Origin of the sequence: Paenibacillus fonticola DSM 21315 (assembly GCF_000381905.1) — a bacterium.
GTDB classification, from domain to species: domain Bacteria; phylum Bacillota; class Bacilli; order Paenibacillales; family Paenibacillaceae; genus Fontibacillus; species Fontibacillus fonticola.
Window position 1 is genome coordinate 94,143 of sequence record NZ_KB907255.1, and the last position, 24,175, is coordinate 118,317.

Consider the following 24,175-nt stretch of genomic DNA (forward strand, 5'->3'; position numbering starts at 1 on the left):
TTATTTCCTAGCTATCACTTTCAATAACATACTGTTGAAATTTGCTGTAATCGCTCAGCCTGCACTCCATTACAAGCTTGGTGCCTTCAGCCTCGTAGCTGGTCGCCTCGATATTCGCATTCTCGTTGAAATGGGAAACGAGCGCCCCTTGATCATACGGAATCAGCATCTCACAGCGGATGTAGTCCTTAAAGATCGACTTCCTGATGCACTGCACCAATTCCTCGATACCGATTCGCGGCTTCGCAGCCATATAAATCCGATCCTCCTGTACTTCAGGCACAGGCTGATTGGTCAGATCGCTCTTGTTGTACGCATATATCGTCGGAATATCGGTTATGCCGATTTCCTTCAGCGTCTCGTTAGTAATCTGAATGAGGCGCTCATATTCCGGGTTGCTGTAATCGACGACATGGATTAGCAGATCGGCCTCGGCCACTTCCTCCAGCGTGGAGCGGAACGCTTTGACCAGATGATGCGGGAGCTTGCTGACAAAGCCGACCGTATCCGTGAGCAAAAAAGCTTTGTTGTCCGGCAGCGGAATGTTCCGCACCGAGGTCTCCAGCGTGGCAAACAGCATATCCTTCTCAAAAACCAGCTTCTCCGGCGCTTGGTTGTACTGCTCCATCAGCGCATTCATAATCGTTGATTTTCCCGCGTTGGTGTATCCGACCAAAGACACGACAGGCAGTTCCTTCTTCTTGCGCTGCTTACGCTGGGTTTGGCGATGGGCTACAAGATTCTCGAGCTCTTTGCTCAGCACCGTGATCTTCTCTTCGATCCGCCGGCGATCCAGCTCGAGCCGCGTCTCCCCTGCCCCGCGGTTCTTCGTACCAACGCCGCCGCTCTGCCGGCCGAGGGACTCCCTCATCCCGACGAGGCGCGGCAGCATATACTTCATGTGAGCAACCTCCACCTGAAGCTGAGCCTCTCTCGTCTTGGCCCGCTGGGCAAAAATGTCGAGAATGAGCACCGTCCGGTCGATGACCTTGCACTCCAGGTCCGCCTCCAAATTGCGGATTTGCGACGGAGACAGCTCATCGTTGAAAATAACGAGGTTCGCCTCCTGTCCTTCAATCAGCCCGCGGACTTCCCCGATTTTGCCTGTTCCGATATAATGGGATTTATTCGCCTTGGGCAAATTTTGCGTTAGCATGCCGGCAACTTCAATCTGGCAAGCCTCCGTCAAGTTCGTCAGCTCTTCCATCGAGTAATCGAAATCCTCCTGATGATTCAGGTTGACGCCTACGAGTATCGCCTTCTGCTGTAGTTGTTCCATATACGTATAACCTCCTTCGGCATCGATGCCGAGTTTCTGGCTTAGCTTACTCTGTGATCATCTGTATGATCAAAAAGTTAAAAATGAAAAATAAAAACACAGGCATCCCCTGTGTCATGCAAACAAGACCACCAAGACATCGAGCCTACGGCAAATAGCGCTTACCGTAAGCGACGTCAGGTACGATCGGTATATTCTATTATAAAGATTCCCTTTATGATAGCACACCTATCCCGTTTGCCCTGCACAGGCAGAGCCTTTGAGCACTATTCAATTAGCCGCGCAAAGTGGTGAAACGGGATCTAATGTAAATCATAGGGAACCCTCCGTTCTTCTCTAAATTGACTCCATTTTAACATAATTTACAATACGGCACAAATTACCGCCACCAAGCTGTTTAAAGGATCTCTGTAGTCAAGCGTGCTTATGTCCAGTTTGGTTACATATGAATATAGAAAACATTATCCGAAACCAATTGCATTTGTATTCCGTTTATATTATGAAGGAGGCTTGCCACATGATTGACTTCGGTTTTTCACCTATGGGAGGTGGAGGGCTTTTCAGCTTAGTTTCCACTCTTTTCCCTATCATTTTCATCATCGGATTTGGAATCATTATCGCCATGTTCATCTCAAACGGAGTAAAATACGCCCAAAACAAACGCTCGCCCCAGGAATCAGTATTTGCCACCGTCGTGTCCAAGAGGACGTATGTAGAGCATCATTCCAGCCATCATGCGGACGATCATATGCATTCCTCCACATCGCGGACCCACTATTACATCACACTGCAATTCGATAATGGACAACGCAAGGAGTATCTTGACGTCAAGAGCCTATACGGACTCGTCGTTGAAGGCGATACAGGATACGCTCTCGTGCAGGGGGAGTGGATTGTTGCATTTGAGCGAAGCCGGGAAAGAAGTTATGCAGGCTCCTATTAATGCAATTAATACAAATATTATACCTTGCTTAACACGCGTAAAAAGAGAACAGCAAGACCGGCCTCTCAAAAGACCGGTCTTGCTGTTTTCTATCAGTTTGTTATTAGTCTGGAGCTTAGCCCGCGCTCTTAGCATGATTCTAGTCTGCTCTTGATCTGATCTTTTGCAAGCTATTGGTCTGATCCCGGTCCGCTCTTGATTGCTCTCGGCCAACTATTGGTCGCTCCCGGTCCGTTCTTAGCTTGTTCCTGAACTGTCCCAGTCCATTTCTGATCCTTACTTAAACAGTTATAAACACATGGCCCGGTGAATCATCGCCCCTTGCTGGTTGAGGTCGAGACGAAGCACCTCATCAAGCTGGCTTTTCGCTTCTTCCAACTGCCCGAGGCCCAGCAAGCCAAGCGCTCTCATATATCGGCAGTGAATTTCATTGCGCTTATTCAGATCGTCCTCAAAGACCAGGAAATCCGGCAGCGATACCGCGAAGTAATCAAATTTTACATCCTCAAACAGATGCTTTTCGGCATAGTCAACCAGTTTGTTGAAGCGGCGTTTGGCCTCCTTCTCGTTGCCGAGCTTGTGCCACGCCATCCCCTGATAAAATATCAACTCCGGCGGCTGGTCATTATAATACATCGCGCTGGCCGGCTCTTCCAGGCCGACAGATGCCTTATTCCAGCACTCGACTGCCTTCTCATGACGGCCCAGGCCCTCATAGGCATTGCCAAGATAATAATAAATGTTGTTCTCTTGCGCCCCGGCTAATTTGCCCTCTCCCAGATTAGCGGGATAGACCAGCGCCTCATTCAGCAGATGAACGGCCTCATCATAGCGCTGCCCTTCCAGCGCCTGCTTGGCGAGTTCCACATGGGCAAGCACATATTGCCCCGTCACCTTGCCTTCGCCGCCCTCCCAAGGATGAAAGCGGCGCGCCGCCAGCGCCTCAAGCGCTTCCTTATGACGGCGCTGAGAGTTCAGCAGCGTCACGTACTCCACATACACATCATCCCGCTCATCAACAAGCTCTTTATGCCGCTCTAAATTAGCGAATCTTTTCTCGACGGAATAACCTGCCTTCTTGTACAACTGATCCAGCTCATAAAATACACGGGCGTCCCGTTCATTTAAAGCAAAGGCTTTTTCCAGCGACTCCAATGCGGCTTGGCCATCATTCCGTTTGTTGTAATAGGCCAGTGCCAAGTTACGGTGCACCGTAGCAAACCGGTCATTTGCCTGACGGGAAGCTTCCCAGTGGGCGATAGCGTCATCCGGCCGCTTCTTGTCGTAATACCAGTTGCCCAAATAATAATTTGCCTTATCGTCGTGCGGATTGGCCCGCTTGGCGCTTTGCAGCACGAGCAGGTCAAACAGGCTGTTCGGGAAGCAGTAATCCGGTGACGCCTCGTTTCCGGCTTTCCGGTGCGCTTCCGCCACTTCCGGGGCGCCCGTTTGCTCATGTATATAAGCGAGGGCGTAATGTAGCATCGGGTAGACATCCGCAGCAGCGCCCGGGACTACCCGCCCAAGGACATCCGCCGCCTCCTCCAGCAGTCCGCAGTCTACGTAATCCGATGCCAAGCTTAAATAATTGTGGACATTGTCCCGCATGAGCCGCCGCAGCGAGGCAAGCGTCGCCTCCGCTCCCGCGCCCTCCCCGAGGCTGCGCAGCAGAATCCATTTCTCGTTGGCGGCCCCGAAGTCAGCTACATCCAGGCCCAGCGTCTCCTCGGCGTACGCCAGTGCTTCCGCATGGCGCCCCAGCTTGCGAAGTACAGCGGTCTTCAACAAACGGGCCTTATAGTTGCGGCTGTTGCGAATAAGCGAATTTTCAATGAGCTCAAGCGCCTCGTCATAATCGTGTTTCCGGCTGGAGATTTGGGCCAGCGCTAAAAATCCGCTGTCCTGCCATGCAGCCGACCAAACAGCTTTGTAGAAAGCGGTGAACGCCTCCTCCAGCCGGCCCTGCAGCTTTAATGCCAGCCCCAGCTGGTAGTATGCTTCACTGTCGTAAGGGTTCGGATTCCGCCAGGTCAATGATTTGACGGCCGCGCGGAAGTGGCGCTCCGCCTCCGCAAACTGCCCCCTGCGCAGCAGCAGCGTACCGTAAGCTACATTAATTCGGATATCGCCCGCGTCGCGCTTCAGTCCTTCCAGGTAGTACGCTTCGGGCTCGAACGTAGCGTGACGGTATTGCTCCAGATGCAGCCCCGCCAAATACAACTGCTCTATCGTCTTGATCTCCTGCGGTTCAGGAAGCGCGCTAGCCGCATCCGGTACTTCCTCGATCGACGGCTTGGCAGGCTGATACGAAATCAGAAGCCGCCCGTTTGCATCGCGGACCGATACGATTAAATCGTGGGCGGACTCGCCTTCGTCCAAGGTTACTACGGTTTTATAAGTCGATGTCGGGGAGAGCAATACGGAATCATGTCCGTAAGTGCGCGTCTTGCCCTTAAGCTCTATTACTGCTCCCTCAAACTCGGATGTGGCATAGGCAAGCACGGTCGCCGTTTTTGTCTGCTCATCCACCTCCAGATTGACGGCGGCGTCGATGGATGCATTTTTGACGACACCGATATTTTTATAGGGCATGAAATATTGCTTGAACGATTTGGACTCGTAGGGCTGAAGCCAGGTGAAGTCAGGCTGATTATCCGTATATACTCCCGTCATTAGCTCGATGTACGGGCCGTCTTCATCCGTCAGGCTGCGATCCCACGTTTGTCCGAAATCACCATTCCCCCATGTCCATTGTTTTTTGCCCGGGGAAATATGATGGTTTGCCACATGCAGAAGTCCGGCCTGTACCCCATGGTCGTAGCCGCCGATAAAGTTGAAGTCCGACTTGTAAGCCATATAAGATGTCGGGACAGGAACATTTTTGTAGCGGGAAATATCTACGCCTTCCGAGTAATCCATCTTATAGTAAGTTCCCGTCGCAATCGGAAACCGGGATACGTCCCGTTTTCCATGGTCAAACACAGCGGTTACGTCCGGCGGGAACACCGACTGGGTATGATCATTTACGGCAACGGCCGGATTGGCCCACCAAAGGAACGTTTGCGGCTCGGGGGTACGGTTGTAGAATTGTCCAGATATTTCAATGTACGCTTTGCCGGGATGCAAAGTAAATCCGGCTGTCACTTTCGTGCCGTACATCCGGTCGATTTCACTGACCCATACCGTAGCGCTGCCATCCTCGTTCTCGGAGAGCGAATGCTCCACCGGGTTGAACGTTGTCGGCCGGTGATGCTGCGGCCAGTTGAACTCAATCCCTCCGGATATCCACGGTCCAGTCAAACCGACGAGCGCCGGCTTAATTACCCGGTTGTAATAGACGAAATCATAGTTGTTCGTTTTGTCGACGGCGCGATATATGCGTCCGCCAATCTCCGGCATAATTTCAATGCGCATGTATTCGTTTTCCAAAATCGCCATCCGATAGGTCACAGGCGCTTTATCGTCTTTGATTTTATCAATGACCGGATGCGGGTATACTCGCCCTGTACTGCCTTGATACACTCTTTTCTCCAAAAACATCGGATTCTTATCCGGCTCTCCGACCCCATAGGTTGGAATCGAGACGTCCTCTTCCCATACCCGTACTGCGGTGCCGCTCACGTGCCCTGCCGGCTGCTTCTCGCTCATTTAGACTACCTCCTCCGTTGTGGTTACTCTCACTTTACTGCGAAAGCAGGCAAACTCCAATTGACGAAATACGGGATATGATGGATTATATTCGTATATATCTCTTAAAGATCACTTTAATTTGTATCGTTTATTTCAATCATAATGAATTATTATCTGAAAATGATTTTTAAAGGAGCCTCCCAGATGACGAACATCCAAAAACCGGACGGCTTTGCATCACAGAAGCTATTCGTCCAGCCAGAGTACATGCTGAAGGAGCTGGGTGAATCAGAGCTGACCCGCTCGCTTTTTATTAGCGATATCGGCAGTTTTCCGCATGCCCAGTTTCACTTTCGTGAGCGAAAAGAAGGCTGCCCTGCCCACATCTTTATATACTGTGCCCAGGGCAGCGGATGGGTTGAGTACGACGGGGGACAGCATACTGTCGTGGAGCAGCGGCAGCTCGCCGTTATTCCTGCGGGCACGCCCCATCGCTATGGTGCCTCTGCGGACAATCCCTGGAGTATTTACTGGTTCCACCTGCAAGGAGATCACGCTAGCCAGCTTATTCGCTTCTACGGCCTGGATCGCGGGCTCGTCACGCTTCCTTTAAGCGCACATGCGAAAATGCTGGAGGATTTCGAACAGTGCTACAGTCTGCTTGTCAATAAAGCGTATTCGCTGCCCGTTCAAATCCATGCGGCCAATACGATGAGGCATCTGCTAAGCAGCATCGGAATTAGTGCCGGAGGCTCCCTGCAGGACAAAAAAAGAGAGCGTTATTTAGAGCAAGCCCTCCGCTACATGACCGACAGATTGGCTGAGTCCATCACGCTTCCCGACTTAGCCCGGCACACCGGTTTATCCAAGCAGCATTTAATTTATTTATTTAACCAGGAAACTGGCTGTCCCCCAATTGAATACTTTATTCGGATGAAAATGCAGCGGGCCAGCAGTCTGCTTGATTTAACCGATTTCAGCATTAAGGAAATCGCCGCTTCTGTCGGCTTTCCTGATCCGTATTATTTTTCCCGCCTGTTCAAGAAGTTCAACGGCTGCTCTCCGACGGAATATCGGAGCATCCCTAAAGGCTAACCTCTGGCTGGAACTAACCTCCTCAAAAGGCGTTAATATAGTTATATGATAAGGAGTTGGTCATCCCGGTATGAAGAAGTTAAACTTTATTGTCCTGGTTACAGCGGCAATGCTGGCCTTGACAGGCTGCAATACGGCGGCAGAAGAAAGGATTACGGAGGTTCCGCTTACCCAAGAAGCGAATGATGGCACGGAAACAGCCGTCATTACGAAGGAAACGGCGAGTCCTCCGGCGACGCAGATTTTTTTGCCGGAATTTTTTGATACGGAAGTACTCCAGCCGCTCCGGAAAGCGGAGGCTGAGGAGGGTGCCGAGCCGTTCACGTTCAACGTGCTCTATAGCAAGCCCATCGGCAATTATGAGGTGGAGGTTTATCGAAAGCAAGATGACGCTGAGACTGTTTACGCCGCGGTCAATAGCGGCGATATCCGATATGAGGTCGGCCGAATCGGATATTCCGGCAGCCAAGGCGCTGAAGACTTCACCATTAGCGAGGTAAGTGCGCTGGGAGGAACATGGATTAAGATTACCGGTTCTTGCGGAGCCAACTGTCCTATCGCGTACTATGTCCAGTTGGATGAGCTGAGCGGCAAGGCTCCTCTGCTCTTGCCCATTGAAGCGCATACCGTCGAAGCCGATGTCGACAATGATGGCATCGTGGAAATCGTGGCGACCGTCGGTACAGCCGCTGAAACATCGATTTACAAAAGTTCTGGCGGCCGGATTTCCATAGCCCAGTTAAACGAGCTGATGGACGCAGCTGTGGTGATATATGAAATCGAGACGAACACTTTTCAGGCGGAAATTTCTGAAAAGCATTTATCCCGCTGGGCATTTAACGGAAACCAGCTGCAATGGGTTCCCGATTAATGGCTAACCATAAACAAAGACGCCTCACGGCGCCTCAGGTTGTAAACCATTTTAAACCACATCATCATTTCTCTTGTTCATGGACACGCTTTGCGCGCGTCGACCCGGCACTCCTGCCGGTATTCGGTAGGCGTAACATTGTATTTCCGGCGGAAAACCTGGGTAAAATGCTTTACGTCCTGATAACCGATCCGTTCGGAAATGTCGGCCAGCTTCAGCTGTGGATTCAGCAGCAATTGCTTCGCCATTTCCATGCGTAAATGAATGACATATTCCTTGAAGCCATAGCCCGTCTTCTGCTTGAACACCTGACTGAAATAGACGGGGTTTAAGTACACGATCGAGGCTACCTTATCCAAGGATAAGTCGGTATTGTAATAGGCCCGGATATACTGAATTGCCACCTCAATAATTTCATTCCCGCTGGTCGCATAATATTCAAATTCATGGCTGACTGAGTCCTGGTGCATCCGCTGTACTTCCGCCGGTATACCATCGAAATCATGCAGCACTTCGCTGTGCATAATCTGAAAGGGCACCCTTATGTATTTTTTCAGGCAATTCCGGAGCTCTTCCAGCATGCTGTCCAAGGCGTTCTCTTCATTGGTCGTTATAAGGCCCAGTAAGCTCTTAGCATCAAAAGTGGTGACGAAACCTGTACCGTAAAGGGCCGTTAGTTCAGTCAGTACATTGTCAATAATAAAATGCTCCAAATGCAAGGTCCGGTCGCTTTCCATTTTGACCATAACCAATTGAAACCGAGGGTGATTATTGATCATTGAAGTCATATCCATGCCCCCGATATCAAGTCCGGATGCCCAACGCTGGAATACGGCTTCACGCAAAAATTTCAAGTTTGCACTTAGCATTTTCGACTCCTGGATTTTTTCCGCTTCACGATCAATAAGTGGTTTTAGCTTATCGATCATCTCCAGCAGCAATTGCTTGCCGATCGGCTTCAGCAAATAATCTATCGCTCCAAGCGTCATAGCTTCCTTCGCATAGGCAAATTCGGAATAGGCGGAAATGATCACCCATTTAATATGCGGATAGCTCGCTTTGGATAGCTGCATCAATTCCAGCCCCGTCATGCCTGGCATCAAAATATCGGTCAATACGACCTCAATCGGACAGCTGCGCAGCAGTTGCACTGCTTCCTCCGGACTGGCAGCCAGATAAATATCATATTGCGGATACGCTCTCTGAATCGTTCGCATAATACCTTCACGGATGACAGACTCATCATCCACAATAAGAATTTTCATCTCGGAGCCCTCCTTGCATCGGTAATGGTATCGGTACTACGACGGTTACCGTCGTTCCTTTTCCCTGCTGGCTCTCCACGCGCACTCCATAGCCTTCACCAAACATCATGCTGATTCTGGCATGAACATTTTGCAGCCCGATCCCTCTTCTCGGCCGATTTACCGGTTCAAGGGCAAAGCTTGGCTTCATGCGCAGGGTAGATTGAATCTGCTCCAGCGTATCTTCATCCATTCCCATACCATGATCGGTAATTTTAATATGCAGCTGATGGTTGTGCTGTACCGTATGAACCTGCAGCCTGCATGGACTTCCCAGCGGCTCCAGGCCGTATTTTACCGCGTTTTCAATAATGGGCTGAATCGTCATTTTAGGCAAAACGACATCCAGCCAGCGCTCATCCACCTTAATTTCCGTCTGCACCCGATCGTTCAAACGGCTTTCAATAATCGTTAAGTAATGACGGATTTGCTCCAGTTCATGCCGAAGTGTCGTCTGCGACGCTTCCTCCCAATCGCTGCTGTAACGAAACATTTGCGACAGGGACAAAATAACGCGGCTTAACCTCTCATTGCCCTTCTCATCGAGCATCCAGTAAATCATATCCAGCGTATTGTACAAAAAATGCGGATTCACCTGCGATTGAAGCGCCTGCAGCTGTGCGTTCTTTTCACTAACGGAGGACAGCTTGATCCTCTGAATCAATTCATCCATCCGATGAACCATCCGGTTAAAGGAAGAGACCAGGCTGTTGATTTCCTCAAAGGAGTTTACGTTTACCGAGCCGCTGAAATTACCCAGCTCAACCTTTTTCATTTCCCGGATCAATAGTTTTAGCGGAGAGGCTATCGTCCTCGATACGATGGAGGCAAGCACCGTTGATACGATGATAAGCGCAAGTACGACGATAAACAAATACATCCGGGTCTGGTTGATTTCCGCGCTAAAGTCGCTTTTTGGGGTGAGTCCATATATCGTCCAATCGGCAAGCGAGGTATTGGCGGCAACAATTAAATGATCAGATGTATCATCAACGATAATCCCCTGATCCGGCGAAGGCTTGGGGAGCTGGGAAAAATCGGGCCACCCGGCCCCCTGCTGTCCCTTGCTGGCAATGAGCTGATTATTCGTCCCTGTAATATATACGTGGGTGCCAGGACTTATACTTACATTGGACAATGCTTCTGTAATCGGAATAGGATCCGTCTCAATGACCATAACGCCGATAGATTTATAATCCGTTAAATCGTAAAGCTGCCGTCCAAAGACGAATACTGTATCCTGCTGCATCGTATTAATCGGAGATCCGGAATACAGGCCCAGCCAGACCATGTCACCGGAGGACGCCTTCAATTTGCTGTACCAATCTGTCTGTGCATAGTTAATATCGATAACCCCGGCAAATTGTTTCTCATAGCTGTATACTTTGCCGCCGTTTGTAATGATATGGATTCCTACGATCTCTTTGCGGGAATAGAAGGTTGCTCCGATAATATTCGTAATCGACCGCTCATTAATGACGGAAACCGCCGGGTTGCTCGATGTTTCTTTAAGCAGGCGGGTCAGCTCATAGTTGCTGTTCAGCGATTTAGTGACACTGTTATACCCTTCTAGCATCAGATCGAACAGACCGGCGGTTTGCGAAATATTTTTCTGGGCAATGTCGCTGATTTTAGAATGAATAATAGCTAAAGCACGCGAATAATACAGGAAGCTGACTAAAATAAGTATGGCGGTCATACACGTTAAAAAAAGCAGAAAAAGACGGCTATGGATTGAGCGGAATCCTCGAGCCAATGACGTAGTCTCCCTTCATTCGCTTCTGAAGCTGTTCAATGCGAAACGGCTTTGCATGCGGCTTCAATCCCAGTTTATCACAATAACCGTTCAATCTTTTATCCTTTTACAGCACCTGCTACCATGCCTTGCGTAATTTTATCCGCTAACAGAAAATAGATGACGATAACGGGAAGCGCACCCAGCACCAGAAACGCGCCAATGGCTCCGTAGTTCACCGAATATTGGCTGACAAAGCTGTTTACACCAAAGGGCAATGTTTTCAGCGATTCGGAGGAAATGAAGGTTGCCGCCAATATATATTCATTCCAGATGTTAATGAAGGTCAGAATACATACGGTCATAATCGGCGGGACCGAAATGGGCAGCATGATGTTTCTGTACACCCGAAAGACGCTCGCCCCGTCCATAATGGCTGACTCCTCGATCTCATGGGGGATCGACTTCATAAAGCCGTTGAGAATAAATACGGAAATCGGCGTAGAAAACGCGATATATGGAAAAATAATCGATAAATGCGTGTTCAGAATTTGCATATTTTTAAAAATGATCATTAGCGGCAGCAGTGTCGCTTGCAGTGGAATCATCATGCCAATCAGAAAGACCAGCATAACCGCCTGCCCGTACTTCCAGCGAAAACGGCTGATCGCAAAGGCCGCTAGCGAGCTTAAAACAATGACGCTGATCATCGTTATCGAGGTAACAGAAAAGCTGTTCCATAGATAACGAAGGTATCTTCCTCCTGCCAGAGCGGAAGTATAATTTATCCATTGCGGTGACTGCGGAAGGGCGAAGAAGCTCCCGGACAATATTTCCTCATTTGTCTTAAAAGAATACAGGAGCAGCCAAAGCAGCGGGTATACCTGGGTCACAACGAGCAGGGACAGCAGTAGAAGAACGATTCCTTTCGTAACAGAAAATCGTCTGCGCTTCGGTACGGCGGTCTCATTCCGAACGGCCATGGCACCTGATGGGTTCATCTCGATTTTCCTCCTTTACGAGAACCGTTTTTCTAATGAATTGAAGATCAAATTAATAATCAGTGTGGCGATCAGGCATACGACGACAAGAAATGCGGCGATCGAGCTGCCGTAGCCGTACTTCATCGATAAGAACGACATGTTGTACATATGAGTAGAAATGACATCTGTAGCATGGGCAGGCCCTCCGGCCGTCATGACCATCACCATATCGAATGCTTGGAGCGAACCGATGAATGCGAGCACGATCGATATTTTGAAAATGGGAACAATGAGCGGGAATGTAATGTGCCTATCCGCCTTGAAGCCTTCTGCGCCATCAATGCGCGCTGCCTCATACAGCTCGTTTGGAATGTTGGAAACCCCGGTAAATTGAATTAACGTGTGATACCCCAAATACTGCCATAATGCGACAAAGTACAGGGCGTACATCGCCACCGCAGGATCGGTTAACCACGGTCTCGCCCAGGAATCCAGGCCAGCCATAATTAACACCTGATTCAGCATACCGCCCATCGAGGCCGGGTTATAAATCGTCTTCCATAGCTGACCGACAATAACGACAGACAAAATAACAGGCAAAAAGTAGCTGGACACCAGGAAGTTCGGTCTCTTGATAAAACGGCGCAGTAAAATGGCCACCAGCAAAGCAATCGGAATTTCGGACATGGAAAATACGGCGAACATTAGCGTTCTTCGTACGGAAGGCCAAAACACGGGATCATGAAAAAATAAATTTTTGAAATTTTCCAGCCCGACGAACGTCGACTCGCCAATTCCATTCCAATCGAGCAATCCGCTGTAAAGCGATACGAGAATCGGGATGAATACCATCCCTGAGTAGATGAGCAAACAAGGCAGCACAAACAGGGTGATCGTAAGGCGGGAGACCTTAAGCACGTTCATACCGCATCTCCTCCTTCAGGCTAGCATGATAGAGCATGAAGGGAACAGCTAGTGTCCCCTTCATACGGCGTTGCAGCAATAGTTATTGCAATCTATTTATTGTTTGCTTCATAGGCTGTCTGATGTTCTTTGGCCACCTCGGAGGACTCTTTCTTCTGTACGAATAAGTTCTGAATGCTGCTTAGGTGGGCTTGAGCAGTGCCCGGATTCATTGTGTTGTCGAACGCCAGGTCGCCGCCCTTCACTTCTTTAAACAGATCAAGCACTTCCATCGCCATATCGGAGTATCCCGCAGCCTTAAAGTCGCCTTCCACAATCTGACCAATCCCGACTGCGCCTTTCGCATCAAAAGCTTCTTTCGGGAAATTCAGCATAAAGTAGTTCAAGAAATCCTTCGTTTCCTGCAGGTGTTTGCTGTCCGCTGAAATCGCAAAGGCACTGCCCGGCGCTAGCATGAATTCGTTCGGATCTCCTTTGCCTCCGATCGTCGGGAATTTAAATACGCCTACTTTTCCGTTCACAGACGATGTTTCAATTCCGCCCGTTGCCCATGACCCCATAAAATACATTGCAGATTGACCTGTCTTAAATAAATTCTCCCCGGCATTATAATCAAAAGAGGTGGCTCCCTCTTGGAAGGCCCCCGCTTCCACCAGGCTCTGGAAAGCATCAACCGCCTGAAGGAACGCCGGATCTTCAAAGGTTTTCTTGTTATCCAGCACATCGTTTAGAAATCCAGGGCCGTTTGTACGGAGCAGCATATTCATAAATAAGAAGGAACCCGTCCACGAATCCTTCTCACCGATCGCAATCGGCGTAATTCCTTTTTCTTTAAGCTTTTTCACTACATCAAGCATTTCTTCGAAGGTTGTCGGAACTTCAACTCCCCCTTGCTCGAACAGCTCTTTATTGTAATATACAACCGCGATGTTGTTCCCATCGGGAAGCGCATAAATATTGCCATCAAAGCTGTACCAGTCCAGAAGCCCTTCCTGGAATGTGTCCTTTAGGCCATTTTGGTCGAGCATGTCGTTAAGTGGTGCAAACAGATTAGCTTCGACAAAAGGCTTCATCTGCGCCGCAGGGTTCACTACGGTAATATCCGGAACCTCCTTCGATGCGGCCTGCGTTTTCAGTTTCAATTTCTGCTGATCCGTATTGAGAGAATCCAGTTCGATCTTGATGTTAGGATTTTCGCTTTCATACTTATCGACGAGCTTATTCATAATTTGATGCTTGGGATCGGTCGGATCCGGGAATATATTCTGGAATGTAATCGTTATTTTCTTATCTGGAGCTTTTACCTCTGCAGCTGTACCGCTATTCCCTGCGTTGCTAGAGCTTCCCTGGGTTTCTTTCGCCCCGCCTCCGCAAGCCGCCAAGCCAAATACGAGCGCCGCCGACAGAGCGAGACCTAACATTTTGGACTTTTTCACCACTTCGTTCCCCCCTAATCATTTATAGCCCTAATTATGAGCGGGATGAGGCCATTTGGGGAGGTGTGTTTTTTAGAAAAGAGGTTTGATTTCTTCGGAACTATGTCAAATTTTAAAAAGTCTAAGTTCAGGAGTCTATGTTCAGGAGTTCAGGTGTCTAAGTTCAGGAGTTCAGGTGTCTAAGTTCAGGAGTTCAGGTGTCTAAGTTCAGGAGTTCAGGTGTCTAAGTTCAGGAGTTCAGGTGTCTAAGTTCAAAAAAATCTGCCTCCCGTTTGGGAAGCAGATTTTAGCTGCTCTGCAGCTGCAGTCTACTCGGTCACAAAGCCGTGTATGAGCGCTGGAGCTGTCGCCTGCTCGGCGATTGTAATATTTGCATAGATTTTCTCGATGACTTCATCGACGTTTTCCCGGTTGGCATGAATCGTCACCAAAGATTCTCCTACAGCCACCTTGTCGCCGATTTTTTTGTTGAGCATCAGGCCGACCGCCAGATCGATTTCCGATTCCTTTGTCGCCCGGCCCGCTCCGAGGAGCATGGCCGCGGTGCCGATCTCGTCGGCGACGATGGATGCGACCACGCCGTCTTTCTTGGCCGGTACTTCAATCCGGTACGCAGCTGTCGGCAGCTTGCCGGGATCATCGACGATCGAGGCGTCCCCGCCCTGATTCGCAATGAATTCCTTGAATTTCTCCAGCGCTTTCCCGTTGCGGATAACCTCCCGCAGCTTCTCCTCCGCTTCTTCCAGCGAAGCGGCTTTGCCTGCAAGGAAGACCATCTGACGGCCAAGGGCTAGGCACAGCTCCTCCAAGTCTTTCGGCCCGGTGCCGCGCAAGGTGTCGATCGCTTCGCGGACTTCCAAGGCGTTGCCAACCGCCGCACCGAGCGGCTGGCTCATGTCGGAGATGACCGCCATCGTTCTGCGGCCAACATTGTTGCCGATGCTGACCATGGCATGCGCAAGCTCCTTGGCGTCCTCTACGGTCTTCATAAAGGCGCCGGCGCCCGTCTTCACGTCCAGGACGATCGCATCCGAGCCGGAGGCGATTTTCTTGCTCATAATGGAGCTGGCAATCAGCGGAATCGAATTGACCGTGGCCGTCACATCGCGCAGCGCGTAAAGCTTCTTGTCCGCTGGCGTCAAATTGCCGCTCTGGCCAACGACCGCGATTTTATGCTCGTTAACGAGCTTCACGAACTCCTCTTTGGCCAGTTCGACATGGAAGCCGGGAATCGCCTCCAGCTTATCTGTCGTGCCGCCCGTATGGCCTAGCCCCCGTCCCGACATTTTGGCTACGGGAATGTCCAGCGCAGCGACCAGCGGAGCGAGGATAAGTGTCGTCGTATCGCCGACTCCTCCGGTGGAGTGCTTATCTACCTTCACTCCTTCGATCGCCGACAGGTCGATCATATCGCCGGATCGGGCCATCGCCAGCGTCAAGTCGGCCCGTTCGCGCTCGCTCATATCCTTGAAATAGATCGCCATGGCCAGCGCACTCACCTGATAATCAGGAATTTCGTCCCGCGTATAGCCTTCGATGATGAAATTAATTTCCTCGGTCGTAAGTTCCTGTCCGTCACGCTTTTTCTCAATCAAATCCACCATTCTCATCGCAGATTCTCCTTACTCTGATCTGATTAGCTGCTCTTGCATAGCGTCATCGTGTTGCATAACCTGACTTGCATCAATCTTAGCTTCCTAATCGCCGATAACTACAAAAAACTACAGGAAACTACAAAGAACAGGAAATTACAAAGTAGCAGCCGTCTCCAGCGCTACCTCCATCATGTCATGGAACGTCGTCTGGCGCTCCTCGGCCGTAGTCTCTTCACCGGTGATCAAATGATCGCTCACGGTAAGAATGGTGAGCGCGTTCACGCCGAACTTGGCTGCGATCGTATAAAGCGCGGTCGTCTCCATTTCCACACCAAGCACACCGTAATCCATCAGCTTCTGGACCACGGTTTTGTCGTCACGGTAGAACACGTCAGAGGTGAAGACGTTGCCGACATGCATGTTCAGCCCTTTGGCTGCTCCCCGCTCATACGCGGCCTTAAGCAGCTGAAAGCTGGCGATCGGAGAGTAATCGTAACCGCCGAAAGTATGGCGGTTTATGCTGGAATCCGTGCACGCCGCTTGGGCGAGAATAACTTCCCGCACACGGACATACTCCTGCATTGCCCCGCATGTGCCCACGCGCATCAGGTTTTTGACACCGTACTCCTGAATCAGCTCATGAACGTAAATTCCAATGGACGGAATGCCCATTCCCGTCCCCTGCACGGACACCCGCTTGCCTTGGTAGGTTCCTGTAAAACCAAGCATCCCGCGCACTTCGTTATAACAAGTTACGTCGCTTAAATAGGTTTCTGCAATATACTTTGCCCGCAGCGGATCGCCTGGCAGCAAAATCGTATCCGCAACGTCTCCTTGCTTAGCTGCGATGTGTACACTCATCACGGCTTCCTCCTCTATTGTTATTTTAAATCAGCCAAGAAGCTTACTCCGTGTTCTGGCATTTTTACTCCAAAGTTATCCGCGACGGTTGCCCCGATGTCCGCAAAGGTCTTACGCAGCGGCAGCTCTTGTCCTCCTCCGGCAAAAGACTTCGAATACACCAGCAGCGGCACGTATTCTCGCGTATGATCCGTTCCCTTGTACGTCGGGTCGTTGCCGTGATCCGCCGTAATGATCAGCAGATCGTCATCCTGCATCAGCTCAAGCACCTCCGGCAGGCGGGCATCGTATTCCTCAAGCGCCTGACCGTAGCCTTTCGGATTGCGCCGATGACCATAGACAGCATCGAAGTCCACCAGATTTACAAAGGATAGCCCGCTAAACGGCGTCTTGATCGTCTCGGCCAACTTCTCCATGCCATCCATATTGGATACGGTGCGCACTGCCTTGGTCACCCCTTCTCCGTCGTAAATGTCGGAGATTTTGCCGAGGGCTATCACGTCGAAGCCAGCATCCTTTAGTTCGTTCATCGTCGTACGGCCAAAAGGCTTGAGCGCATAGTCGTGCCGGTTCGATGTTCGCGTAAAATTTCCCGGCTCGCCGATAAACGGACGGGCGATAATCCGGCCAAGCATGTAAGGATCGTCCAAAGTGATCTCGCGGCAGAATTCGCAAATTTCGTACAGCTCCTTCAGCGGCACCACCTCTTCATGGGCGGCGATTTGCAGCACAGAATCGGCTGAGGTATAGACGATCAGCGCGCCCGTCTTCATATGCTCTTCGCCCAGTTCATCGATGATCTCCGTCCCGCTGGCCGGTTTGTTACCGATAACCTTGCGGCCCGTCTTCTCTTCGATACGGCGAATGAGTTCCTCCGGAAAGCCGTCCGGGAAGACGCGGAACGGCGTATCGATGTAGAGACCCATAATTTCCCAGTGCCCAGTCATCGTATCTTTGCCCCGCGAGGCCTCCTGCATTTTGGTATAGTAGGCCAGCGGTTTCTCCGCCTGGGGTACGCCTTTAATTGGCACGATATTGGACAAGCCGAGCTGGGCCATGTTCGGCATGTTAAGCCCGCCGCAGGCCTCCGCGATATGCCCGAACGTATCCGCGCCCACATCGTCGAATTCGTCCGCATCCGGAGCCTCACCGATGCCGACAGAGTCCAGTACGATCAGGTGAATTCTTTTGAATTTTGCCATGCTCTTTCACTGCTTCCTTTCTGCTTACGAGCATTGATCATCTGTTATCGGTTTTGATACAACTGCTTAATAAGAGCTGGAGCCCTGCTCTCCCTTCACGATCTGCACCCCGGAGCTTGCGCCGATACGGGTCGCGCCGGCCTCAATCATCCGATTGACGTCTTCCAGGCTGCGGACGCCGCCCGAGGCCTTTACGCCAACGTCCGGACCTACGGTTCGGCGCATCAAAGCCACATCCTCGGCCGTCGCTCCTCCGCCTTGGAAACCGGTGGACGTCTTCACGAAATCGGCACCAGCCTGTACAGCCAGCTTGCAGGCTCTTACCTTTTCCTCGTCCGTCAGGAGAGATGTCTCTATAATGACTTTAACCAAAGCCCTGCCCGCTGCCGCATCGGCTACGGCTTGAATATCGCGAAGAACGATATCGTCGCTGCCGGACTTCAACGCTCCGATATTGATGACCATATCGACCTCAGTCGCGCCGCTGCCAATTGCATCAGCCGTCTCATAAGCCTTCGTCTTGGAAGTCGAGGCGCCAAGCGGGAAGCCGATGACGGTGCACACCTTCACCTTCGTACCCGCAAGCTGTTCCGCGGAATAGGCTACCCACGCCGGGTTTACACACACCGATGCGAATCCATACTCCTTTGCATCGTCCGTCAGCTTCTTGATATCTTCTGTCGTCGCGTCAGACCGCAGCAGCGTATGATCAATCATGCCAGCTATATTCATAATTACGCTCTCCTCTATCGTTTGTATTCAGTAAATAAATGATGCACGTTGGAACTATCTTGACCAATTAACACCATCTTAACACCTTGACGAAAAGATGAACAGATGTATATTGGCGTCTGAAATTATGTTCATTACGCTTCTCTGCTTATTATTCCCGCTATGCATACAATATTCAGGTGAGCTCTCCGAGCGGCTAAGCTGTCTAATTCAAATGAGCACTGATTCGATTGAGTATAGTCCAGAGCAATCCGAGCAAGCCAATTTCACTGACAATCTGATTTCGACTCAGCAAACAAGGGCGATCCAGCTTTACTGATAGCCTGATTCGACTAACGCAAACCAGAGTAAATCAATTTAACTAAATAGTTCAACTCAGTTCGAGATAGTTCAACTCAGTTCGAGCATTTCACTCTGGCTAACGTGGTTCGAGCATTTCACTCTGGCTAACGTGGCCTCTACAGGCTGCCTAAACCTCATCTAATAATGCTTGTGCTGTAAACTGATCGGTTACCAAAACATTCGGGTATTTGCCGTTCAATGCAGCCCGGATGGCCGCCAGTTTGCGCTGCCCGCCTGCCACGAGGACCGACTTTTCCTTCCGGCGCAGATCGGGCAGATCAATACCTACTGTACGGTCGTTGATCTCCTCACTGACAACGTTCCCATCCGCGTCGAAGAAACGGGAGCATATATCTCCAGCTCCCCGACACTGCAGCAGCCTCTGTTCCTCCTCGCTGAAATAGCCGAGCCGGAATAGCAGAGCATCCTCCTGAACGGTGCCGACCGTAAAAACAGCAACATTCGCCTGTTTACCAAGCTGGATGATTCGCTGAATATGCCGATCCTCCTCGACCATTTGCTTAAGGGAGATGCTGTCGAAAATAACGGGCAGCGGCAAATAACGCGCTACGGTATCATAAGCTTCCGCGAATAAATGTACCGTCTCCGCTGCAAATGTATTCGCCCGGGAGTAGCTGACGCCTCCCTTAAGCTGTACGACCTCGACGCCCCGGAGCTGTTTATGCCGCAAATGAAGCGCCACTTTGTGCATGGTCGTTCCCCAGGTCACGCCGATAATGTCCGCGTCCTTGACCGTTTCGTACAAATAGTCTGCTGCCTTCCTGCTGATATGCTCCTGTATTTCCTGATACTCGTTCTGAGGAGAATGGCAAACCAGCACCTTGTCGATGTCGTATTTCACCTTGACGCGGTCAGCCAGCGCATTCAAATCCTCCATAGGATCGACGATGCTGATGCGGACGTATCCCTGTTCCTTCGCATGCTGGAGCAGGCGGGATACCGTGGGGCGAGATATGCCGAGCCGAGCTGCGATTTCCTGCTGGCTGTAATCTGAAATATAGTACAGTCTGGCCGCCTTGATACTAAGGCTCCGCTTGTCTTTTTCCATATATGCATCCTACTTTTACGTTAATTATTGGCAATACAACTACTTTCCAACATTATAATGCCTTACCGGTTCCCTCGCCAGCCGCCGAAACTGGATTGCGGCTTGGCGCCGGCGCCGAAGCGCCCCATATCGCGGAGCGAAACGCAATGCCCGCCAGACCAATCAGCGCAGTGACTGCGCCTATTAGCATAAAAGCTCCGCCTGCCCCAGCCGCCTTGATCAAAAGGCCCCCAATCAGAGGCGCGGTGAGCAGCACCAGACTGGAGACCGTGTTCTGAATGCCGAATACCCGGCCGATCATCTGCTCGGAGGTCTCTTTTTGCAAAATATAATTTTGTGTGACCATATACATGCCATTGCCGATGCCGATTAGCGCGCCGAGTCCGAGAAGCAGCAGCACGCCGGTTCCCGGCGGACAAAGCCCCAGAAGGGCGATCCCGGTTCCGATCAGTACATAGCCCCCGCCAAGGCCCCAGCCGTAACCGATCCGGTTCAATCGATTAAGGACGACAAGCATGGCCACCGCCCCTGCTCCGATAGCGGACACCAGCCAGCCGATCAGCGATTCATTCGCGGAATCGATCGTACGCAGCAGCGTCGGGAACTGATAATCGATCATCAGCAGCGCGGTCAAGCCAATAAAGCCGAACGTCATCGTATACAGCACTTTTTTCGCCTGAAAAAGATACAGCCAGCCTTCGCGCCAATTGTGCAAAAAGGCATCCCAGGCCCGATCCCGGCTGGAATTGCCCCTCTTCAATGATTCCTCCGTATGATGGAAAGCCGGAAGCCCTCGCAGCGGGAGGAGCAGTACGGCCGACAACAGCCTTACTCCGGCATTGAGCATAATGCACGCCTGGGGCGACAGCGCTGTTAGCGTCATCGCGCCAAGCAACGGGCCGGCCACCTTCGAGGACTGGTTTACCAGGCCGTTGAAGGAGGTCGCCTGAAACAGCAAAGCCGGCGGCACGACTTGCCGCGTCAGCGCCTGCTGGGCAGGCACGTGGAACACGCCGCAAGCCGCCCGCAGCGCCAGAAGCGGGAGCAGCCAGGTCATGTTAGGCGCAGCCAAAATGCATAGCGTCAGCGCCGCGGTGACCAGGTCGCAGACCATCATAAGCCGCGCTTTACGCACCCGGTCTGCGGCCGTTCCGGCGAAGGAGCCGAGCAGCACCGCCGGCAGCGCCATCGTCACCGGGATAAGAGCCAGCAGCATCGGATCGGCGCCCCAGCGGTATGCGACGAGTACTTGAATGGCCAACGCGTCGAACCAGTCGCCAAAAGAGGCGAGCGCATAAGCCGCAAACATATGCCTGAAGCTTCGTATCGATAATAGGGAGGAGCGGTCTTTTCGAGTCATAGGGGAATCTATCCTTTCGCGTCTCTAGTCCTCCTATCCTATCCCGCGATTGTCAGAGGAATATCAGACGGCCCGAAATGCCAGGTAAGCCTGCCGCCGCAAGCTAGGACAAACATAACGCCCCCCTGATGACGTTTTCCATCTCCTCTTTATGCTTGGACAGTCCTAGCTCTTGATCGAGGGATTCATAGAGCGACGCATATTTGCGCTCCATTTTCAGGCCAGCATTATTCCGCGTGATATACCCCGTAATTTGGCAAAGGGAAATGGTCCGAAGCGGGACATTCAGTGACATCTCCAACACATCCAGCCCTTCATCAAATAGCTGCTCCGCCTCCTTCTCCCGGCCGCGTGCCATTCCCAGCAGCCCCTGAACGATGCGAAAACGGCCGATCTCCCGCAAATACGGCGTATCCCGGAGTAAGCCGGCCAATCGTTCAGATACCGTGTCCGCTTGCTCCAGTTTTCCGGCCAGCACGTAAACGTACATTTCCATAATTGCTACCGGCATAACAAAGCCGCTGAGTCTATCCGCCTCCACCGTCTTTCTCGTCTCTTCGAACCGCTTCATCGCCTCCACCGCAAGCCCTGCATCCGCATACACCTCAAGAATGTTAAGGATGCGCATTTCGCGATGCTCCTCCGGGGAGAGGGCGCGCCGGGAAATGGCCTGCTCGCAATAGCTCAGCAACTGCTTTGGTTCCGGATTCGTCCCGCGATAAAGAATCAGCAGCCAGTACAGCCGGGTCTGAAGCGGCAGGTCGTCCGCTTGCAGGAACCAGGCGATATCGCCCTGAATGAATTTCAAATAGACGGCATAAAACGGGTCCAGTTCGTACCCAAGCACGTCCTGCTGTGTGGCCAGCGCCAGCATCGACTTGCCTTGCCCGAACAAATGGTATTTCTTGAAAATGTCCCGCACCGAGGAGTTAACCTCACGATCGCTTACCGACGGATTCATCACGGATTTCGGCTCTCCGACGGTCAAGCTGTATCCGTAGCCCCGCACCGTATTGATGCGGACATGCGTCCATGGGGACAGCTTCTTCCTAAGGCGGTAAATATGATCATCGACCGTCCGCTCGACCGGGAATTCCATCGTCCATACCTGATCCAGGAGCTGATCGCGCGTAAATGCCCGGTCACGGTGACGATACAGAAATTGCAGCAGCGCGAACTCCTTCGCCAGCAGCCCGATGCTCTCGGCGCCCCATTTTACCTTGTAGCCGGAAGGATCGAATATCAGTCGCTCCATAACTACTCCTTCTCCTATGTCGTATTAGACTTATCATAATCTATCCACCCCCTCCCTGAGAAATAAAAAGCAGTAAAAATACGCTGCCAAAACAAAATCCCCCGAAGCATGCAGCCAAAAATTGCTTCAGGCCGCTCCTCAGGGGATTGTTTACCGATAGTTATTTGCGATAGTTATTTACGATAATTGATTGCGATCATCGTTTGTGATTATCGTTTGCAACAATTGATAGCGATGTTTACTACGATCTATGGATTATTGCATTGCTGGTGTACGTTTTCTTTTTTGCGGAAAATCGGGCATTTCATTCACGGAGACGATCTCATCGGACTTCTTCTCCGGCTGTTTCCAATACTGCTCATTTCCGGGAAGGTCGTCGAACCAAGCCGCGTCCTCAGGGCAGTCGAGGATCATTAGTTTCCCGTAATCTCCATCGCGGGACTGGTGGTATTTCAAATAGGCCTTGCCGTTTTCAATCGCGAGAATTTCAATTTTGCCGGACGTATGGCTCATCGACAGCCTGACTCGTTTACCCAGGCCGGATGTCCGCGCCTTCGCCTCCTCGACGATCCGGTACACCTCCTGCAGGGAAAGCACGAAATCCCGGTTTCCGGCTACCGGTCTGTTCACAAAGAAGTAGTACGGCGTAACCCCTGCCCAGGACAGCTTATCCAGAAGTTCCCCAAGCACCGCCGGGTCATCGTTAATGCCTTTCAGCACCGGGGTCTGATTGACTACGATCGCGCCGGCCTCATGCAGCGCCTGGAAGCCGCGTCTCGCTTCCGGCGTAATCTCGCGCGGATGGTTAATATGGGCCATAACGTAAATGCGCTGCTCCGGTGTAGAGTAAGTACGGATCACATCGAGCAGTTCCTCGTCCTCATAAATACGCATCGGGTTGAAAACGGGGATTTTCGAGCCGAGACGGATGATTTTTACGTGCTCGATTTCACGCAGTTGGGCAAGAATTCCCCGCAGCTTCTCTGTAGCCAGTATGAGACTGTCCCCGCCAGTCAACAGAACGTTGTTGATTTCGGGATGCTTGGCGATATAGTCGATCCCTGGCTGCACGTCGGACATAGCCTCCTTCACGTCATTGCGGAACAGGCGTTTGCGGAAGCAATAGCGGCAGTAAGCCCCGCATACCTCCGAGACGATCAGCAGGGCGGTCGTCGTATATTTGTGCTGACATCCGGGCACGACGTAGTTGGTATCCTCGTCAGAAGCATCCCAGCGGCCGTACTCCTCAAGCTCCCCCTCATTCGGAATGACCAGTTTGCGAATCGGATCCTGGGGATCATTCCAGTCGATCAAATTTAAGTAATAATCGTTAACCCGAAATACGAATTTCTCCGTAATCGGTTTCAAACGCGCCCGCTCCTCTTCCGGAATCATCGTCAGTCTATCCAGATTTGTAATATACCTCGTTTTCGTCTTTGTCATTGAACAATCTCCTTCCTAGTAATCAACAAAAAAAGACCCCGGATCGGGGGTCCTAAACACAGCTTCGCCAGCAAGGGTCAGAAGACAAAAATAGACCCCAAAACAGGGTCTAAAGA

The 24,175-nt window shown here is 51.2% G+C and carries 18 protein-coding genes; 3 read left to right on the forward strand and 15 right to left on the reverse strand.

Annotated elements, in window-relative coordinates:
* Positions 1–7: 7 nt before the first annotated feature.
* Positions 8–1,279: a GTPase HflX gene (hflX, locus tag G358_RS0112745; RefSeq protein WP_019637617.1), complete on the reverse strand. Its 1,272-nt coding sequence runs from the start codon at positions 1,277–1,279 to the stop codon at positions 8–10.
* A gap of 517 nt (positions 1,280–1,796) precedes the next feature.
* Between hflX and G358_RS0112750 the strand changes: the two genes are divergently transcribed.
* Positions 1,797–2,222: a DUF2500 domain-containing protein gene (locus G358_RS0112750; RefSeq protein WP_019637618.1), complete on the forward strand. Its 426-nt coding sequence runs from the start codon at positions 1,797–1,799 to the stop codon at positions 2,220–2,222.
* 288 nt (positions 2,223–2,510) lie between these two features.
* Here the strand turns inward: G358_RS0112750 and G358_RS0112755 are convergent, their stop codons facing one another.
* On the reverse strand, positions 2,511–5,870 hold the full coding sequence (locus G358_RS0112755) for a DUF5107 domain-containing protein (protein ID WP_019637619.1): 3,360 nt from the start codon (positions 5,868–5,870) through the stop codon (positions 2,511–2,513).
* A gap of 186 nt (positions 5,871–6,056) precedes the next feature.
* On the opposite strand from G358_RS0112755, the gene G358_RS0112760 reads away from it, so the two are divergent.
* Positions 6,057–6,947 carry an AraC family transcriptional regulator gene (locus tag G358_RS0112760; RefSeq protein ID WP_019637620.1) on the forward strand — a complete coding sequence of 297 codons (891 nt, stop codon included), beginning with the start codon at positions 6,057–6,059 and terminating at the stop codon, positions 6,945–6,947.
* Positions 6,948–7,017: 70 nt separating this feature from the next.
* On the forward strand, positions 7,018–7,818 hold the full coding sequence (locus tag G358_RS0112765) for a hypothetical protein (protein WP_019637621.1): 801 nt from the start codon (positions 7,018–7,020) through the stop codon (positions 7,816–7,818).
* Positions 7,819–7,895: 77 nt separating this feature from the next.
* Here G358_RS0112765 and G358_RS0112770 read toward each other — a convergent pair whose 3' ends face one another.
* The 13 genes from G358_RS0112770 to G358_RS0112830 all read right to left on the reverse strand — a co-directional run bounded on the left by G358_RS0112770 (position 7,896) and on the right by G358_RS0112830 (position 24,059).
* Entirely contained in the window at positions 7,896–9,083 is a 1,188-nt protein-coding gene (locus G358_RS0112770) for a response regulator (RefSeq protein ID WP_019637622.1), read from the reverse strand.
* Positions 9,061–10,878 carry a sensor histidine kinase gene (locus G358_RS0112775; protein ID WP_019637623.1) on the reverse strand — a complete coding sequence of 606 codons (1,818 nt, stop codon included), beginning with the start codon at positions 10,876–10,878 and terminating at the stop codon, positions 9,061–9,063. Before G358_RS0112775 ends, G358_RS0112770 begins: the two co-directional genes overlap by 23 nt.
* Before the next feature lie 98 nt (positions 10,879–10,976).
* On the reverse strand, positions 10,977–11,840 hold the full coding sequence (locus G358_RS0112780; protein WP_026342232.1) for a carbohydrate ABC transporter permease: 864 nt from the start codon (positions 11,838–11,840) through the stop codon (positions 10,977–10,979).
* Positions 11,841–11,873: 33 nt separating this feature from the next.
* Positions 11,874–12,764 carry a carbohydrate ABC transporter permease gene (locus G358_RS0112785; RefSeq protein ID WP_019637625.1) on the reverse strand — a complete coding sequence of 297 codons (891 nt, stop codon included), beginning with the start codon at positions 12,762–12,764 and terminating at the stop codon, positions 11,874–11,876.
* A 92-nt stretch (positions 12,765–12,856) separates the two neighbouring features.
* Positions 12,857–14,203: an extracellular solute-binding protein gene (locus G358_RS0112790; RefSeq protein WP_019637626.1), complete on the reverse strand. Its 1,347-nt coding sequence runs from the start codon at positions 14,201–14,203 to the stop codon at positions 12,857–12,859.
* Positions 14,204–14,508: 305 nt separating this feature from the next.
* Positions 14,509–15,810 (reverse strand): pyrimidine-nucleoside phosphorylase, encoded by a 1,302-nt coding sequence (locus G358_RS0112795; protein ID WP_019637627.1) that lies wholly within the window; start codon positions 15,808–15,810, stop codon positions 14,509–14,511.
* Positions 15,811–15,948: 138 nt separating this feature from the next.
* Complete coding sequence (gene deoD, locus G358_RS0112800; RefSeq protein WP_019637628.1) at positions 15,949–16,656, reverse strand: purine-nucleoside phosphorylase; 708 nt, start codon at positions 16,654–16,656, stop codon at positions 15,949–15,951.
* Between the two features lie 20 nt (positions 16,657–16,676).
* Entirely contained in the window at positions 16,677–17,858 is a 1,182-nt protein-coding gene (deoB, locus tag G358_RS0112805; RefSeq protein ID WP_019637629.1) for a phosphopentomutase, read from the reverse strand.
* Between the two features lie 66 nt (positions 17,859–17,924).
* On the reverse strand, positions 17,925–18,590 hold the full coding sequence (gene deoC / locus G358_RS0112810) for a deoxyribose-phosphate aldolase (RefSeq protein WP_019637630.1): 666 nt from the start codon (positions 18,588–18,590) through the stop codon (positions 17,925–17,927).
* A 469-nt stretch (positions 18,591–19,059) separates the two neighbouring features.
* Complete coding sequence (locus tag G358_RS0112815) at positions 19,060–20,001, reverse strand: sugar-binding transcriptional regulator (RefSeq protein ID WP_019637631.1); 942 nt, start codon at positions 19,999–20,001, stop codon at positions 19,060–19,062.
* Positions 20,002–20,053: 52 nt separating this feature from the next.
* Positions 20,054–21,361 carry an MFS transporter gene (locus G358_RS0112820; protein WP_019637632.1) on the reverse strand — a complete coding sequence of 436 codons (1,308 nt, stop codon included), beginning with the start codon at positions 21,359–21,361 and terminating at the stop codon, positions 20,054–20,056.
* Positions 21,362–21,464: 103 nt separating this feature from the next.
* Complete coding sequence (locus G358_RS0112825) at positions 21,465–22,616, reverse strand: winged helix-turn-helix domain-containing protein (RefSeq protein ID WP_019637633.1); 1,152 nt, start codon at positions 22,614–22,616, stop codon at positions 21,465–21,467.
* A gap of 255 nt (positions 22,617–22,871) precedes the next feature.
* Positions 22,872–24,059 carry a KamA family radical SAM protein gene (locus G358_RS0112830; RefSeq protein WP_019637634.1) on the reverse strand — a complete coding sequence of 396 codons (1,188 nt, stop codon included), beginning with the start codon at positions 24,057–24,059 and terminating at the stop codon, positions 22,872–22,874.
* Positions 24,060–24,175: the final 116 nt, after the last annotated feature.